At 75.4% G+C, this 15,964-nt stretch carries 15 protein-coding genes; 14 read left to right on the plus strand and 1 reads right to left on the minus strand.

What is annotated here, in order from left to right; translation table 11 throughout:
• Positions 1-2: 2 nt before the first annotated feature.
• The 4 genes from pnuC (at position 3) to J4E96_RS10415 (ending at position 2,431) form a co-directional block, all read left to right on the plus strand.
• Positions 3-689, plus strand: coding sequence for a nicotinamide riboside transporter PnuC (pnuC, locus tag J4E96_RS10400; RefSeq protein ID WP_227422041.1), 687 nt, complete (start codon positions 3-5; stop codon positions 687-689).
• Between the two features lie 9 nt (positions 690-698).
• The gene (locus tag J4E96_RS10405; RefSeq protein ID WP_227422042.1) at positions 699-962 is read left to right on the plus strand and encodes a phosphoribosyl-ATP diphosphatase; all 264 of its coding nucleotides are present in this window, start codon (positions 699-701) and stop codon (positions 960-962) included.
• 113 nt (positions 963-1,075) lie between these two features.
• The gene (gene hisG, locus J4E96_RS10410) at positions 1,076-1,921 is read left to right on the plus strand and encodes an ATP phosphoribosyltransferase (RefSeq protein WP_227422043.1); all 846 of its coding nucleotides are present in this window, start codon (positions 1,076-1,078) and stop codon (positions 1,919-1,921) included.
• Positions 1,922-1,924: 3 nt separating this feature from the next.
• Positions 1,925-2,431, plus strand: coding sequence for a PH domain-containing protein (locus J4E96_RS10415; RefSeq protein ID WP_227422044.1), 507 nt, complete (start codon positions 1,925-1,927; stop codon positions 2,429-2,431).
• A gap of 39 nt (positions 2,432-2,470) precedes the next feature.
• Here J4E96_RS10415 and J4E96_RS10420 read toward each other — a convergent pair whose 3' ends face one another.
• Positions 2,471-3,718: a DUF3866 family protein gene (locus J4E96_RS10420; RefSeq protein ID WP_227422045.1), complete on the minus strand. Its 1,248-nt coding sequence runs from the start codon at positions 3,716-3,718 to the stop codon at positions 2,471-2,473.
• A 68-nt stretch (positions 3,719-3,786) separates the two neighbouring features.
• Between J4E96_RS10420 and J4E96_RS10425 the strand changes: the two genes are divergently transcribed.
• The 10 genes from J4E96_RS10425 to J4E96_RS10470 all read left to right on the plus strand — a co-directional run bounded on the left by J4E96_RS10425 (position 3,787) and on the right by J4E96_RS10470 (position 15,961).
• The gene (locus tag J4E96_RS10425; protein ID WP_227422046.1) at positions 3,787-4,896 is read left to right on the plus strand and encodes a helix-turn-helix transcriptional regulator; all 1,110 of its coding nucleotides are present in this window, start codon (positions 3,787-3,789) and stop codon (positions 4,894-4,896) included.
• Complete coding sequence (locus J4E96_RS10430; RefSeq protein ID WP_227422047.1) at positions 4,889-5,857, plus strand: helix-turn-helix transcriptional regulator; 969 nt, start codon at positions 4,889-4,891, stop codon at positions 5,855-5,857. Before J4E96_RS10425 ends, J4E96_RS10430 begins: the two co-directional genes overlap by 8 nt.
• Positions 5,858-5,883: 26 nt before the next feature.
• The gene (locus tag J4E96_RS10435) at positions 5,884-6,207 is read left to right on the plus strand and encodes a hypothetical protein (RefSeq protein WP_227422048.1); all 324 of its coding nucleotides are present in this window, start codon (positions 5,884-5,886) and stop codon (positions 6,205-6,207) included.
• Positions 6,208-6,299: 92 nt separating this feature from the next.
• Positions 6,300-6,638, plus strand: coding sequence for a Sec-independent protein translocase subunit TatA (gene tatA / locus J4E96_RS10440; RefSeq protein WP_227422052.1), 339 nt, complete (start codon positions 6,300-6,302; stop codon positions 6,636-6,638).
• Between the two features lie 51 nt (positions 6,639-6,689).
• Entirely contained in the window at positions 6,690-7,550 is an 861-nt protein-coding gene (tatC, locus tag J4E96_RS10445) for a twin-arginine translocase subunit TatC (protein WP_227422053.1), read from the plus strand.
• Positions 7,547-8,461, plus strand: coding sequence for a diacylglycerol/lipid kinase family protein (locus J4E96_RS10450; protein WP_227422054.1), 915 nt, complete (start codon positions 7,547-7,549; stop codon positions 8,459-8,461). Before tatC ends, J4E96_RS10450 begins: the two co-directional genes overlap by 4 nt.
• Positions 8,462-8,579: 118 nt before the next feature.
• Positions 8,580-11,447, plus strand: a complete 2,868-nt coding sequence (locus tag J4E96_RS10455) for a DEAD/DEAH box helicase (protein ID WP_406619726.1) — start codon at positions 8,580-8,582, stop codon at positions 11,445-11,447.
• A gap of 46 nt (positions 11,448-11,493) precedes the next feature.
• A complete protein-coding gene (locus J4E96_RS10460) occupies positions 11,494-13,149 on the plus strand; it encodes an amidohydrolase (RefSeq protein ID WP_227422055.1) in 1,656 nt (551 codons plus the stop codon).
• 464 nt (positions 13,150-13,613) lie between these two features.
• Positions 13,614-15,179 (plus strand): apolipoprotein N-acyltransferase, encoded by a 1,566-nt coding sequence (lnt, locus tag J4E96_RS10465; RefSeq protein WP_227422056.1) that lies wholly within the window; start codon positions 13,614-13,616, stop codon positions 15,177-15,179.
• Positions 15,176-15,961: a polyprenol monophosphomannose synthase gene (locus J4E96_RS10470; RefSeq protein WP_227422057.1), complete on the plus strand. Its 786-nt coding sequence runs from the start codon at positions 15,176-15,178 to the stop codon at positions 15,959-15,961. Before lnt ends, J4E96_RS10470 begins: the two co-directional genes overlap by 4 nt.
• The last annotated feature ends 3 nt before the right edge of the window (positions 15,962-15,964 follow it).

Consider the following 15,964-nt stretch of genomic DNA (forward strand, 5'->3'; position numbering starts at 1 on the left):
CCGTGGGAGTGCTCGGCTGGCTCTTCGACGCCCAGGTCTCGATCGCCGGGCACCCCATCCTGTGGCGCGAGATCATCGGGAACCTGTTCGGCCTCGCGTCCGCCGTGGGCGGGTTGCGCCGCCAGATCTGGGCCTGGCCGGTCGGCATCGTGGGCAACGCGCTGCTGTTCACCGTCTTCCTCGGCGGCGTGTTCAACACCCCGCAGGCGACGGACCTGTACGGCCAGGCCGGCCGGCAGGTGTTCTTCATCGCCGTCGCGGTCTACGGCTGGGTGCGCTGGAGCTCGACCCGCCGCGCGAGCGGGGGCGAGGGCCCGGCCGTCGTGCCGCGCTGGGCCGGCCGCAGGGGCTGGATCCAGCTCGGGACGGTCGCGGTGGTCGGGACCGCCGGCTGCTACCTGCTCTTTCGCGAGCTGGGCTCGTACGGCCCGCTCGCCGACGCGTGGATCTTCACCGGCAGCCTGCTCGCCACCTACGGCATGGCGCGCGGCTGGACCGAGTTCTGGCTGATCTGGATCGCGGTCGACGCCGTCGGCGTCCCCCTCCTCCTGCAGGCCGGGTACTACCCGTCGGCGGTGCTCTACCTCGTGTACGCGGGCGTCGTCCTCTACGGCTTCACGGTCTGGCTACGGGCCCAGCGCACCGAGGCTCCGCAGCGCGTGACGGCCGCCGCCGGCTCCGGCGTCTAGGCTGGGTGCGTGAAAACGTTTGACTCCCTGTTCGCCGAGCTGACCGCCAAGGCCGCCGCTCGCCCCGCCGGATCCGGCACCGTCGCCGAGCTGGACGGCGGCGTGCACGCCATCGGCAAGAAGGTCGTCGAGGAGGCGGCCGAGGTCTGGATCGCCGCGGAGTACGAGGGCGGGGCCCGCACCGCGGAGGAGATCTCGCAGCTGCTCTACCACCTGCAGGTCATGATGATCGCGTGCGACCTCACGCTCGAGGACGTCTACGCGCATCTGTGACCGCGCGGGGCCGCGGCCCGGTTCGACCAGCGCGTCGCACGCCCCAGCCCGTCGCTCGGCCCCTCGTCTCGCACACCCAGCCCGCCACCCCTGAGTTCTTCCGTGAGGATCCCGTGTTCCGCATCGCCGTCCCGAACAAGGGCTCGCTGTCCGAGCCCGCCGCGACCATGCTCAAGAAGGCCGGGTACCGCCAGCGGCGCGACCCGCGCGACCTGGTGCTGCAGGACCCGGCCAACGACGTCGAGTTCTTCTTCCTGCGCCCGCGCGACATCGCGGTCTACGTCGGCTCCGGCACGGTCGACGCCGGCATCACCGGCCGCGACCTGCTGCTCGACTCGGGCGCGCACGCCGTCGAGCACCTCCCGCTCGGCTTCGCCGGATCGACCTTCCGGTATGCCGGCCCCCAGGACCGCGTCACCGCGGTCGAGCAGATCCACGGCCTGCGGGTCGCGACGTCGTACCCCGTGCTCGTCACCGGGCACCTCGCGGCCCGCGGCGTGACGGCGACGGTCGTGCGGCTCGACGGCGCGGTCGAGTCCGCGGTCCAGCTCGGCATCGCCGACGTCGTCGCCGACGTCGTCTCGACCGGCACCACCCTGCGCGGCGCGGGCCTGGTCGTCTTCGGCGACCCGATCCTCGTGTCCGAGGCGGTGCTGATCCGCCCCGCCGACGCCGAGGCCGGCGTCGGCCTCGAGACGCTCACCCGCCGCCTGCAGGGCGTGCTCGTCGCCGACCAGTACGTGCTGATGGACTACGACGTGCCGACGGCGCAGGTCGAGCGCGCGATCGCGATCACGCCCGGGCTCGAGTCGCCGACCGTCTCGCCGCTGCACAAGCAGGACTGGTCCGCGGTGCGCGCGATGGTCCGCAGGGACCAGACGAACCAGGTGATGGACGATCTCTACGACATCGGCGCCCGCGCCATCCTCGTCACGTCGATCCACGCCTGCCGGCTCTAGGCCGTGGCCGGGCCCGCCGCGCCGCCACCGGTACCCGAACCTGGTTCGGCCGCCGGAGCGCGCGCGGCGGCGCTGGCCACCCTGTACGCGCCGTTCCGCCCCCGGCTCGCCCGCTGGGTGTCGCTCGTCCTCGCGGCGATCGTGGCGGTCGGCACGCCCGCGCTGGTGCTCACGATCGAGGGCACGTACGGATTCCTCGACCTCGCGGGTTTCGCGATAGTCGGCGGCGCGATCGTCTGGTTCTGCTGGCGGCAGGCGAGCGTGTGCGCCGTCGTGGATGAGCAGGGCATCGCCGTGCGCAACCTGCTGCTGTCCCGCCGGCTCGACTGGGCCGAGATCGTGTCGGTCCGGTTCGGCGCGGGCCGGCCGTGGGTCCAGCTCGACCTCGCGGACGGCGACACGCTCGCCGTGATGGGCGTCCAGCGGGCCGACGGCGCTCGCTCGGTGTCCGAGGCGAGCCGCCTCGCGACCCTGGTGGCGCTGCACACCCGCACGTCGCGCGACGACTGACCCGCCGCGCGACCAACGCGTAGGGAGTGCGCCGCCCGCTCAGGACAGCAGCCGGGCGGCGTGCACGCCCGCGGCCGCGGCCGCGAGGAACGCCGCCGGGTCCTGGGCCAGGCCGCGGCCCATCGTGGAGAGCCGGACGGGCGAGGCCGCCAGCGCCGCGAGCAGGTCCTCGCCGGCGTCGACCCGCACGAGGCGGTGCCGCCCGGTCGGCGCGACGAGCGCGAGTGCCTGCTGGTTGATGCGGGCACCCAGGGCGTCGAGCGAGCCGGCCTCGAGCGGCGGCACGCCGTCGGCGTCCGCGACGCCCTCGAAGGGGCCGGGCGGGAACACCGGTACGACGACGTCGGCCGGCGCGAGCGCGACGCGCCCGTACGCGGTGAGCGAGTGGTGGGAGATGCCGAGATGCCGCTCGCGCTCGTCCGCGCCCGAGACCCGCAGCGACGCGATCGGCCGACCCCCGAGCGTGCCGGCCGCGTTCACGGCCTCGCCCGCGGCGACGCCCGAGAAGCCCCAGCGCGTGCCCGTCCCCAGGTTTCCGGGCCCCTGCGCGACGACGACGAGGTCGGCGCCCACGACGAGCCGCGCCGCGAGCAGCGCCGTGTGCACGGTGACCGCTTCGAGGTCCCCGCCGAACGCCTGCCCGGCGGTCAGGCACGCCTCGATCCAGCCCGCCTCGCGCAGCCCGGCGACGGTCCGGGAAAACCACGCCGGCAGCGCACCGCCGTCCGACATCACGTAGGCGACCCGCGGCGCGGGCCGGCCGGCGAGCGCGGCGCCGTGCCGCGCGCCGGCGATGATCGCGGGCAGCGCGGAGTGCAGGTCGGCGATCACCACGGGCAGGCCGGCGAGGTCGTCGGCGTCGCGCAACAGCTCGTGGTGGGCGGACTCCTGCTCGTCGACGCCGAGCACGAGCGCCTGGAGCGGGGTGTAGCGGGCCTTGACCAGGTGCCCGGGTCCGGCCGCGGGATCCGGGGGCGGGGCGTCGGGCAGGGCCACGACGAGCGCGTACCCGCCGGTACCGAGGCCCCGGGCGAGCGCCGAGACGTTGAGCAGGACGCGGTCGCCGACCGCCGGGTCGCCCACCAGGCCCGGGTACGCGAGCGCGCGCACCTCGGTGCCGTCGGGCAGCACCGCCCCGTCCTGTGCGGCGGGCGCGAGGTCGGCGGGCGCGAGGTCGGCGGCCGCGACGTCGTCGGCCCCCGTGCCCCCAAGCCGGACCCGGATCTCCTGGGCACCCGACCAGGTCGAACCGCGCGAGACTACGACTCCGGTACGCCAGGTGATCACGACCTCACGGTATCGGCTGGCGCGAGCCGGGCGAGCCGCGCCCCGGCGATCGTCTAGCCTGGGCTCCGATGCCCGCACAGACCCATCCCGCCGAGCGCCTGCTCAACCTCGTGATCGCCCTGGTCAACACGGCCGGCCGCCTCACGAAGGAGCAGATCCGCACCACCGTCGCGGGGTACGCCGACGCAACCTCCGGCGACGCCTTCGAGCGGATGTTCGAGCGGGACAAGGACGCGCTGCGCGAGCTGGGCATCCCCATCCTGACCGTCGTGGGCAGCGGCCACAGCGACGACGTCGGGTACCGCGTGGACCAGGAGGCGTACGCGCTGCCGGCGATCGACCTGACGGCGGCCGAGCTCGGCGTGCTCTCGCTCGCGGCCGAGTTCTGGCAGGACAAGTCGCTGCGCACCGACGCCCGCCGCGCGCTGTCGAAGCTTCGCGCCGTCGGGGTCGCGCCGAGCGGTGCCGACCTGGTCGCGGGCCTCGCCCCGCGGGTGCGCGCCGCGGGGGAGTCGTTCGGGCCGCTGTTGGACGCCGTCCAGGCCCGCCAGCCGGTGTCGTTCACCTATCGCGCCGCGAGCACCGGCGACGTCCGGGACCGCGTCGTCGAGCCGTGGCGGCTGCTCGCCCGGCGCGGCGGCTGGTACGTGATCGGACGCGACCAGGGCCGGGACGCGCCGCGCTCGTTCCGGCTGAGCCGCATCGAGGGCCGCGTGCAGGCGGTCGGCGCGCCGGGCTCCTACGAGATCCCCGCCGACCTCGACGCCGCCGCGATCCTCGAGGCGCGCTCGAGCGAGCGCCCGCGCGTCGCGACCCTCGCGCTGCGCCCCGAGCGGGCCAGCGCGCTGCGCTCGCGCGCGGCAGACCCGGCGAGCCCGGTGGACCTGGCCGAGCCCGACCTGACGACCGACCCCGACATCGTCCCGCTGCTCGCGCACCGGGACCTCGTCCGCGTGCCCTTCGCGGGGGTCTCCGACCTCGCGGACGAGATCGCGGGCTACGCCGACGCCGTCGTCGTCCTCGCGCCCGCGGACCTGCGGGCCGCGGTGCTGCGCCGGCTGCGCGCCGCGGCGACCCTCGACACGCTCGACCAGGCCGACACGCTCGACCAGGTCGACACGCTCGACCAGGTCGACGCGGGCGACGCGCCCGGACCCCAGGAGGAACCCCGTGGCTGAACGGGCGAGCGACCGGCTGCTGCGCATGCTCGGCATGATCACCTACCTCGACCGGCAGGCGGGCGTGACCGTCGAGCAGCTCGCCACCCAGTTCGGGGTGCCGACCCGGCAGGTGATCGAGGACATCGACACGCTCTGGGTGACCGGCACCCCCGGGTACTGGCCGCACGACCTCATCGACTTCGACGCCGCCTCGTACGACCAGGGCGTCGTCCGCCTCGTCGAGTCCCGCGGCATGACCCGCCCGCTGCGGCTCGGCACGCGGGAGGCGGTCGCGCTGATCGCCGCGCTGCGTGCCATGCGCGCGGCGCTGGCGACCGGGCTGGACCGGGGCCGCACCGCGGTGCTGACGTCGGCGCTCGAGAAGCTCACCGCGGCGACGGGCGAGGCGGCGGCCGCCGTCGACGTCCGGCTGGCGGTCGAGGGCGCCCCCGAGGTCGTCGACGCCCTTCGCGAGGCCCTCGAGCGCGGCCGCCGGCTACGGCTGCGCTACGTCACCGCGGCGGACGTCACGAGCGAGCGCGAGGTCGACCCGATCCGCCTGCTCACCGAGGACGAGCACTCCTACCTGCTGGCCTGGTGCTACCGCGCCGAGGACGAGCGGCTCTTCCGGGTGGACCGCGTGCTGGCGGCCGAGGTGCTCGACACGCCCGCCGCCGCCCATGCCGTCCGCCCCCGCACTCCTGCCTTCGCCCCCGGCCCCGACGGCGAGCTCGTGACCCTCGAGCTGGGCAGCCGGGCCCGGTGGATCGCCGAGCAGGTGCCCGTCGAGAGCGTCGAGAACCTGCCGGGTGGCGGGTTCCGGATCGGCCTGCGCATCGCGGACCCGGCCTGGCTGCGGCACCTGCTGCTGCAGACCGCCGCCGAGGTGCGCGCCGTCGCACCCGCACGCGTCGCGGCCGAGGCGGCGGACGCCGCCCGCGCCGCGCTGGCGGCCTACGGCCCGCTGGCCGACCGCTGACCTGGCCGGCCCGGTAGCCTGCCGTCATGCTCTGGTTCACGATCTGGACGTTGCTCGTGCTCGGCACGCTCGCGGGCGGGTTCTTCCTCGGCCGCGACCTGTGGCGCAAGGGCAAGGCGCTGCTCGCCGAGCTCGGCCGGGCGGGCGAGCTCGCGGAGGCGCTCAGCGCGCGCGCCGACGAGCTCGCGGAGCTGGCACAGACGCCCGCGCCGGGTCACGACCTGTTCGCGGACCGCTCGGGTCCGCTCGAGCGGCTCGCGGTCCTGCGGACCGAGCGCGCGGGGCGGCGCGAGGTCCGCCGCCTGCGCAACGACCGCATCGTCCGGGGCTGGCGGGCGTACACGCGCTGACCAGTCCGTTCACCCCGGGTGCCGAGCGCGCGGGGGCTCCGGGGTTAGTCTTTTGCAAGACATCACGTGCACGAGAGTAAGGATGGGTCGTCATGCCGAACCTCAAACCGGGCGAGATCGCGCTGATCCTGCTCATCGTGCTGCTGCTGTTCGGCGCGAAGCGCCTGCCGGATCTCGCGCGCAGCGTCGGGAAGTCGCTCAAGATCCTCAAGACCGAGGTCAAGGACCTGGGCGACGACGACGCGCCCGTCGCCCCCAGCGCACCGGCGAATGCCGCACCGCCGGTCGCGACGACGCCGGTCGCGCCAGTCGTGCCGACCGTTGTCGCCCCGCCGGTCGTCACCCCGCCGGTCGTCATCCCCGAGCCGTACAGCAGCGCGCCGGCGAGCCGCACCCCGTCCGGCGACGACGCCGACCGCAAGCAGGTCTAGCCGCACGTGATCGCACGTCCCACCCGGCGACGCAGCACCGATGCCGGGCGCATGCCGCTGCGTGCTCACCTGATCGAGCTGCGCAAGCGCGTCATCCTCGCCTCGATCGGCCTGCTCGTCGGCGCGGTGGCCGGCTGGGTGGTGTACCCGACGGTCTTCGCGATCCTGCAGGCGCCGGTGGTCGAGCTCAACGAGGCGCGCGGCCAGCTGATCGCGTTGAACTTCAGCGGGGTCGTCTCCGCGTTCGACATGCAGCTCAAGGTCTCCCTGTTCGTCGGGGTGCTCGCCTCGAGCCCGTGGTGGCTGTACCAGCTGTGGGCGTTCATCACGCCCGGGCTCACCCGGCGCGAGCGGTTGATCAGCGTGGGGTTCCTCAGCGCCGCCGTCCCGCTCTTCCTGACGGGCGCGGGGCTCGCGTGGTGGCTGCTGCCGAAGGCGGTCGGGCTGCTCACGGGCTTCACCCCGGCGGACTCGACGAACCTCATCTCGGCGCAGGAGTACCTCACCTTCGTGATGCGCATGGTCCTCGCGTTCGGCGCGGGCTTCCTCGTGCCCGTGATCATGGTCGCGCTGACGATGGTCGGGCTCGTCGCGGGCCGCACCTGGCTCGCGGGGTGGCGGGTCGCGGTGCTGCTCGCGTTCGTGTTCGGCGCCGTCGCGACGCCCACCGGCGACGCGATCTCGATGCTGGTGCTCGCCGTGCCGATCACGGCCCTGTACTTCGCCGCCGTCGCGATCGGCATCGGGCACGACCGGCGCGCCGCCAAGCGCGCGGCCGCCGAGGAGCTGGCCGAGGCCGCGGCCGACGGGCCCGACCCTGCCGTCGAGGACCCCGCCGTCGAGCCGGGGGACGCCGCCGTCGAGCCGGGGGACGCCGCCGGGCACATCCCCGACGCCGACGGACCCCGGTGAGCCACCTCGGGGTCGTGATCAACCCGACCGCGGGCCGGGGCCGGGGATCAGACGTGGGCGCGCAGGCCCTCGCGGTGCTGCGCCGGCGCGGCCACACCGTCGAGGACCTCTCGGCGCCGAGCCTCACCGAGGCGACCGCGCGGGCCCGGCACGCGGCCGTCGCAGGGCTCGACGCGATCGTCGTCGTCGGCGGCGACGGCATGACCCACCTCGGGGTCAACGTCGTCGCCGACACGGACCTGCCGCTCGGCATCGTGCCCGGCGGGACGGGCAACGACATCGCGCGGTCGCTCGGTCTGCCGCACGGCGACGTCGCCGCGGCCGTCGCGGCGATCGAACACGGCCTCGCGCACGGGCCGCGGCGGATCGACGCCGTCAGCGCGGGTCCGCCCGAGCACAGCGCGCGCGAGTGGTTCGTCGGCGTCCTGTCCTGCGGCTTCGACGCCGCGGTCAACGCCCGCGCCAACTCGATGACCTGGCCCGGCGGCAGCGCGCGCTACGTCCGGGCGATCGCCGCCGAGCTCGGACGGTTCGCCCCGTACGGCTACCGGCTGACGCTCGACGACGCCGTGTGGGAGTCCGCGGGCACGCTCGTGGCCGTCGCGAACTCGCCGGTCTTCGGGGGCGGCGTGCGGATCGCGCCCGACGCGCTGATGGACGACGGGCTGCTCGACGTCGTCGTCGCGGGGCCGTTCACCAAGCCGGGGATCGTCGGCATCTTCCCGGGCATGTACCGGGGCCGGCACCTGCGCCACCCGGCCGTGCAGGTGTTCCGCTCCACCACCGTGCTGATCGAACCGATCCTGGCGCTGGGCGCGCACCCGCCGGCGGCGTTCGCCGACGGCGAGCGCCTGGGCCCCCTCCCGCTGCGCGCCACTCTCCACCCGGCCGCCCTCTCGGTCCTCACGTAGCCCTCGCCCGCGCGCTACGCGACCCGCTTTTCAGGGGATTCGGTGCGCCCGGCGGACAGATTCCCCTGAAAACCGGGTCGCTGCGGGGGAGGGGGGCTGCGGTGCTTAGGGTTGGGGGGTGGCTGGTGATGCGCGTGTGCCCTCGTTCGAGCGGTTCTCCCTGGCGCGGGCGGTTCCACCGTCGGCGGACGGCGCGGCGCTCGCCGCGTTCCGCGAGCTGATCGGCTTCGAGCTCGACGACTTCCAGGTGGCGGGGTGCGCCGCGCTCGAGGCCGGCCGCGGCGTGCTTGTGGCGGCGCCGACGGGCGCCGGCAAGACGGTCGTCGGCGAGTTCGCCATCCAGCTCGCCCTCGCGGGGGGCCGCAAGGCGTTCTACACGACCCCGATCAAGGCGCTCTCGAACCAGAAGTTCGGCGACCTCGTGCGCCGCTACGGGCCAGAGAGCGTCGGGCTGCTCACGGGCGACACCTCGGTCAACGGCGACGCGCCGGTCGTCGTCATGACGACCGAGGTGCTGCGCAACATGCTCTACGCCGGGTCGTCGGCGCTCGACGGCCTCGGCTACGTCGTCATGGACGAGGTGCACTACCTCGCGGACCGCATGCGCGGCCCCGTCTGGGAAGAGGTGATCATCCACCTCGCGCCCGACGTGCAGCTCGTCTCCCTGTCCGCGACCGTCTCCAACGCGGAGGAGTTCGGCGACTGGCTCGAGATGGTCCGCGGGGACACGGCGGTCGTCGTCAGCGAGCACCGGCCCGTGCCGCTGGGACAGCTCGTGCTCGCGCGCGGGCAGCTGTTCGACCTGTACGCGGGCCACGTCGACCCGACCGCGCCCGGCGTCAACCCGCCGATCAACCCCGAGCTCGCCGACGCGCTGCGCCGCCGCGAGGCCGGGTCGGGTGGCCCGGGCGGCCGCAACGCACACGGCGGCCGCGGCCCGACCGGACGCGGCGACCGCGGCTTCCGGGGCCGGGGCGGCGCACCCGGCGGCTCGCCGCGACCGAGTTTCCGGCCGACGCCGCGGCCCGCCGTCGTCGACCTGCTCGCCGGCGCCGGGCTGCTCCCGGCTATCGTGTTCATCTTCTCCCGGGCGGGCTGCCAGGGCGCCGTCGGCCAGTGCCTCGCGGCTGGGCTCCGGCTCACCACGCCCGCGCAGGAGGCGCAGATCCGCGAGCTGGTCGAGGAGCGCTGCGCGACCATCCCGCCCGAGGACCTCGACGTGCTCGGCTTCTGGGACTGGAGCGACGCGCTGGCGCGGGGGATCGCGGCGCATCACGCCGGCATGCTCCCGGTGTTCAAGGAGACCGTCGAGGACCTGTTCTCGCGCGGGCTGGTCAAGGTCGTGTTCGCGACCGAGACCCTCGCGCTCGGGATCAACATGCCGGCCCGCTCCGTCGTGCTCGAGAAGCTCATCAAGTGGGACGGCTCCGCGCACGTCGACATGACCCCGGGGGAGTACACCCAGCTCACGGGGCGCGCCGGCCGGCGCGGCATCGACCCCGAGGGCCACGCCGTGGTCATCGACAACCCGGGCCTCGACCCGGTCGAGCTCGCCGGGCTCGCGTCCAAGCGCCTGTACCCGCTGCGTTCTAGCTTCCGCCCGACCTACAACATGGCCGTCAACCTCGTCGCCCAGGTCGGGCGCGAGCGCGCCCGCGAGGTGCTCGAGACGTCGTTCGCGCAGTTCCAGGCGGACCGCGGCGTCGTCGGCCTCGCGAAGCAGGCCAAGGCCCACACCGAGGCCCTCGAGGGGTACGCCGAGGCGATGCGGTGCCACCTCGGGGACTTTGCGGAGTACGCGGCGCTGCGCCGGGCGATCACCGAACGCGAGCAGGGGCTCACGCGCGACGCCGCCCGCGAGCGGCGCGAGGCCGCGGCCCGGTCGCTCGAGGGCCTGCAGGTCGGTGACGTCCTGGAGATCGCGACCGGGCGCCGCGCCGGCCACGCCGTGGTCCTGGACCCGGGCTCCGACGGCGGGTTCGAGGGGCCCCGCCCGACGCTCCTGCTCGAGGACCGCCAGGTGCGGCGCGTTTCGATCGCCGAGGTGCCCGACGGCGTCCGCACCATCGGCTCGATGCGCGTGCCCCGCGGCTTCAACGGTCGCAACCCCGCCGCGCGCCGCGAGCTCGCCGCCGACCTGCGCGAGTGGCTGCCCGAGCCCGCCGCGAAGCGCGGCGGACGACGGCGCGGCCCCGCCGGCGGCCCCAAGGCCGCGACCGACGACGCCGCCCTCGCCGGGCTGCGCCGGCAGGTGCGCGCGCACCCGTGCCACGCGTGCCCCGACCGCGAGGAGCACGCACGCTGGGCCGAGCGCTGGGACCGGCTGCGCCGCGAGCACGCCGCGTTGGTCACCCGGATCGAGGGGCGCACGAGCTCGATCGCCCGCGTCTTCGACCGCATCTGCGACGTCCTCGAGCGGCTCGGCTACCTCGCCACGCGCCACGACGACGACGGCACGCGCGGGCGCGTGACCGTCACGGCGGACGGGCAGTGGTTGCGCCGCCTGTACGCCGAGAACGACCTGCTGGTGGCCGAATGCCTGCGCCGCGGCAGCTGGGAGCAGCTGGACCCCGCGGCGCTGGCGGCCGCGGTCTCGACGGTGGTGTACTCCGCGCGCCGCGACGACCACGAGGGCGAGCCCCGGATCCCGGGCGGGCCGGGCAGCAAGCTCGCGCGGGCCCTCGCGGAGATGGCCGAGATCGGCTCCGAGCTGGACGCGCTCGAGGCGGCGCACCAGATCGAGTCCACGGGCCCGCTCGACCTCGGCATCGTCGCGGCGGTGCACCGGTGGGCGGCGGGGCGCAGCCTCGAGGCCGTCCTGGGCAGCAGCGACCTCGCGGCCGGCGACTTCGTCCGCTGGTGCAAGCAGATCATCGACCTGCTCGACCAGATCGCGCAGGCCGCGCCGAGCGCCCACGTGCGCGACTCGGCGCGCCGCGGCGTCGTCGCCCTGCGCCGGGGAGTGGTCGCCTACTCCTCGCTTTGAGCGCCGGCCCGCCGTCCGCCGCGCGCGGGGCCTATCGTGTCCGCCTGTGAGCTCCACCCTGTACCGCCACGGCGTGATCCACTCCCCGACCGACCCGTTCGCCGAGGCGGTGCTGGTGAGCGACGGCGTCGTCGCCTGGCTCGGCGCTGACGACACCGCCGCGGGCCTGGCGGCTGCCGCCGACGACGTCGTCGACCTCGACGGCGCGCTCGTCGCGCCCGCGTTCGTCGACGCGCACGCCCACCTGCTCGAGACCGGCTTCGCGCTCGACGGGCTCGACCTGTCGGTCGCCGCCGGGGTGCGCTCGCTCGCCGACGCCCTCGCTGCGCTCGCCCGGGCCGCCGACGACGCCCGCCGCGCCGGCGCGGACGGCCCCCTCCTCGGGCACGGCTGGGACGAGAACGACTGGCCCGAGGGCCGGGCACCCACGCGCGCCGAGCTCGATGCGGCGGCCGGCGGCGCCCCGGTCTACCTGGCGCGCGTCGACGTGCACTCCGCCGTCGTGTCGTCGTCCTTTGCCGCCGTCGCGGGCCTCGCCGGCCTGCCCGGGTGGGACGACGGCACCGTCCGGTTCGAGGCCCACCACGCCGCACGCGAGGCGGCCCGCGAGGTCGACCCCGCGCGCCGCGAGGACCTCTACCGCCGCGCGCTCGGCGCGGCCGCCGCCCAGGGGATCGCGTCGGTGCACGAGCACGGCGCCCCCTACATCGACACCCGGGTGGGCCTGGCCGCGCTGCTCAGCCTGACCGCGCAGGCGAGCGGCGGTCTCCCGCACCTGGTCGGGTACCGCGGCGAGCTCTGCGAGACGACGGACGACGCGCGGGCGATCCTGGCCGCGATCCCGGGCCTCACCGGCATCGGGGGAGACCTCAACGTCGACGGCTCGCTCGGCTCCCACACCGCGGCCCTGCGCACGCCCTACCGGGACCGGCCGACGGGACCGACGGGCGCGGCGGGGTCCGGGTCGCTGTACCTGAGCGCGGAGCAGATCTGCAACCACCTCGCGGCGGTGACCCGCGCCGGGGTGCAGGCCGGCTTCCACATCATCGGTGACCGCGCGATGGACGAGTTCCTCATCGGCCTGCGCGCGGCGAGCGACGTCGAGGGGCTCGCCGCGATCCGCCGCGCCGGCCACCGCGTCGAGCATGCCGAGCTGGTGGACGCCCCCACGCTCGCGGCGCTCGTCCTGCTCGGGATCCGGCTCAGCGTGCAACCCGCGTTCGACGCCGCGTGGGGCGGGCCCGACGGGATGTACGCCGCGCGCCTCGGCGCGAGCCGCGCGGCCGCACTCAACCCGCTCGCCGACCTCGTCGCGGCGGGCGTGCCGATGGCGTTCGGCTCCGACTCGCCCGTCACGCCCTTCGACCCCTGGGCGGCCGTGAGCGCCGCCGTGACCCACCACGAGCCCGACCAGCGCATCTCGGCCCGCGCGGCGTTCCGCGCGCACACGCGCGGCGGCTGGCGGCTCGCCGGCCTCGACCACACGGGCGCCGGCGAGATCCGGGTCGGCGCCCCGGCGCACCTCGCGCTCTGGCGCGCCGAGCACCTCGTCGTCCAGGCGGCCGACGGGCGGGTCTCGTCGTGGAGCACCGACGCCCGCGCAGGCAGCCCGCTGCTGCCCGAGGTGGGCCCCGACGCGGCCCCGCCGGTCTGCCTGCGCACGGTGCGCGCCGGCGTCGTCATCCACGACGCGTTGGGCTGACGCGCCCTGCGGGCGACGCGCCGGCGGCCGCCGCGGGCGACACGCGGCGACACACCCTTGCGACACGCCGCGAACGACATGCCGATCGTGCGCGGGCCCGCCCGGCTGACCTGGACGGACGTCACTGAACTGGGGGAACGTCGCCTTGACACCCCTGCTGTACCCGGTAGGTTCACCTTCTGTTCCGCCTTTACCGGCGCACAACACGTCCCGTCTCCCAGGCTTCGCCCGGGAACGAGGCGGGCACCGGCTGGACCCGCGTGTTCAACAGAGAACGGGCACGACCCCTTGCAGGGACGGCGCCTGGTACGAAGGACACGCGGGTCGGTCGGGCGGTGCGACGGTGGCTCGGGACCGCCTCCGACAGCGTCGTCGCAGGCCCCCGTTCGCTACCCACCTACCTCACCCGCCCCGGTCCGGGCGTCGGGGCTCTGACCGCCCCGTGCCTGTCGTACCCTTCTCGCGTGCCCCAGCCCGAGCCGAACCGTTGGTGGGCCCTCGGGCTCGCCGCCGCCGGCGGGCTGCTGACCAACGCCGCCTTCCCCGACCAGGGCTGGTGGGGCGCCGGCTTCGTCGGCATGGCCCTGCTGTTCCTCGCGCTGCGACGCGACAGCGCCCGCTGGAACGCCCTCGTCGGCTTCGTGTGGGGGCTCGCCTTCTTTGCCCCGCACATCGAGTGGGCCGACTACGTGGTCGGCCGGGTGCCGTGGGCGGCGCTCACGGTGTTCGAGGCCCTGTACATCGCGCTCTTCGGCGTGGCCTGGACCTGGGCGCGGCGCGGGCAGGCGATCTGGCGCGGCCCGTGGTTGCAGGCGTCGGCGTTCGTGCTGCTGTGGGTCGCGATCGAGGAGCTGCGCTCGACGGCTCCGTTCGGGGGATTCCCGTGGGGCCGCCTCGCGTTCTCCCAGGCCGACTCGCCGCTCGCCCGACTCGCGTGGCTCGGCGGCGCGCCGCTCGTGTCGGCCGCGGTCGCGGCGATCGGGGTGCTCGGCGCGATCTGCCTCCTCGCCGCGCGCCGCCTGCGGATCAGCCGGACGTTCGCGACCGGCGCCGTCGCCGGCGCTGTGCTCCTCGCGGGCCTCGTGATCCCCCTGGACACCCAGGCGCAGGCCGGCGAGCTCCGGGTCGGCGCCATCCAGGGGAACGTCCCCACCCCCGGCCTGGACGCGTTCGCGCAGCAGCGTGAGGTGCTGCACAACCACGCCCTCGGCACGCGCGCGCTCCTCGAGCAGGTCGAACCCGGCGAGCTCGACCTCGTCGTGTGGCCGGAGAACGGCACGGACGTCGACCCGCAGGTCGACGCCGCCGCCGCGGCCGAGATCGACGGCGTCGCGCGCGCCGTCGACGCCCCGATGCTGGTCGGCACGATCGAGTACCCCGAGACCGGCGGCCGGTACAACACCGCGGTCCTGTGGGTCCCGGGGGAGGGGGTCGTGGCCCGGTACGCCAAGCAGCACCCCGCCCCGTTCGCGGAGTACATACCGCTGCGCAACCTCGTGCGGCCGTTCTCCTCGGCCGTCGACCTCGTGCGCAACGACATGATCGCGGGCACGGAGGTCGGCGTCGTGCCGCTCGCCTCCGAGCGGCTCGACCGGACGGTGCCGCTGGGCGACGTCATCTGCTTCGAGGTCGCCTACGACCCGCTCGTGCGCAACGCCGTCCGCGCGGGCGCCGAGGTGCTGCTCGTCCAGACCAACAACGCGTCGTTCGGTTTCACGGCGGAGTCCACCCAGCAGCTCGCCATGTCGCGGCTGCGCGCGATCGAGCATGGCCGCGCGACCGTCCAGATCTCGACCGTGGGCGTCAGCGCGGTTATCGCGCCGAACGGTGCCGTCAGCCAGCGCACCGAGCTGTTCACCGCGGCCCAGCTCGTCGCGCAGCTTCCGCTGCGCACGTCGCAGACGCCCGCGACCGCGATCGGGGACTGGCTCGCGTGGGGGGTCGACGCGCTCGCGCTGCTGATCCTGACCGCCGGCTGCGTCGGCGCGGCCCGCCTGCGGCGCCCCGACCGAGCGGCGGGGCTGTCGTGACGGCCGCCGTCGCGACCACGACCGTCGTGATCATCCCGACCTACAACGAGCGCGATGCGCTGCCGGTGACCCTCGCGCGGCTGCGCGCCGCCGTACCGGCCGCCGACGTGCTCGTGGTCGACGACGACAGCCCCGACGGCACCGGCGAGCTCGCCGACCGGTGCGCCGCCGACGACGTCGCCGTCCACGTGCTCCACCGCACCGGGGAGCGGGGGCTGGGTCGCGCGTACGTCGCCGGCTTCCGCTGGGCCCTCGCCCGCGGCTACGACGTCGTGGTCGAGATGGACGCGGACGGCTCGCACCGCGCGCAGGACCTGCCCCGCCTGCTCGCGGCGGTGCCCGGCGCCGACCTGGTCCTGGGCTCGCGCTGGGTCCCGGGCGGCAAGGTCGTCAACTGGCCGCGCCGGCGGATGCTCCTGTCCCGCGCGGGAACGACGTACACACGGCTGCTGCTCGGCCTGCCGCTGCACGACGCGACGGGCGGCTTCCGCGCCTACGACGCGCGCGCGCTGGCTCGCCTCGACCTGGACGCGGTCGCCTCCCGCGGCTACTGCTTCCAGGTCGACATGGCCTGGCGCGTCGTACGGGCGGGCGGCACGGTCGTCGAGGTGCCGATCACGTTCGTGGAACGGGAGCAGGGCACGTCGAAGATGAGCCGGGAGATCGTGGTCGAGGCGCTCGCCCGCATCACCGCGTGGGGCGTGCAGCACCGCGCGCGGCAGCTCGGGCGCGGCGCGCGCGCGCTGGGCGCGAAGGTGCGCTCGTCCGTGCCGCGGCGTTGACGC

Source organism: Pengzhenrongella sicca (assembly GCF_017569225.1).
In the GTDB taxonomy this organism is placed as follows: domain Bacteria; phylum Actinomycetota; class Actinomycetes; order Actinomycetales; family Cellulomonadaceae; genus Pengzhenrongella; species Pengzhenrongella sicca.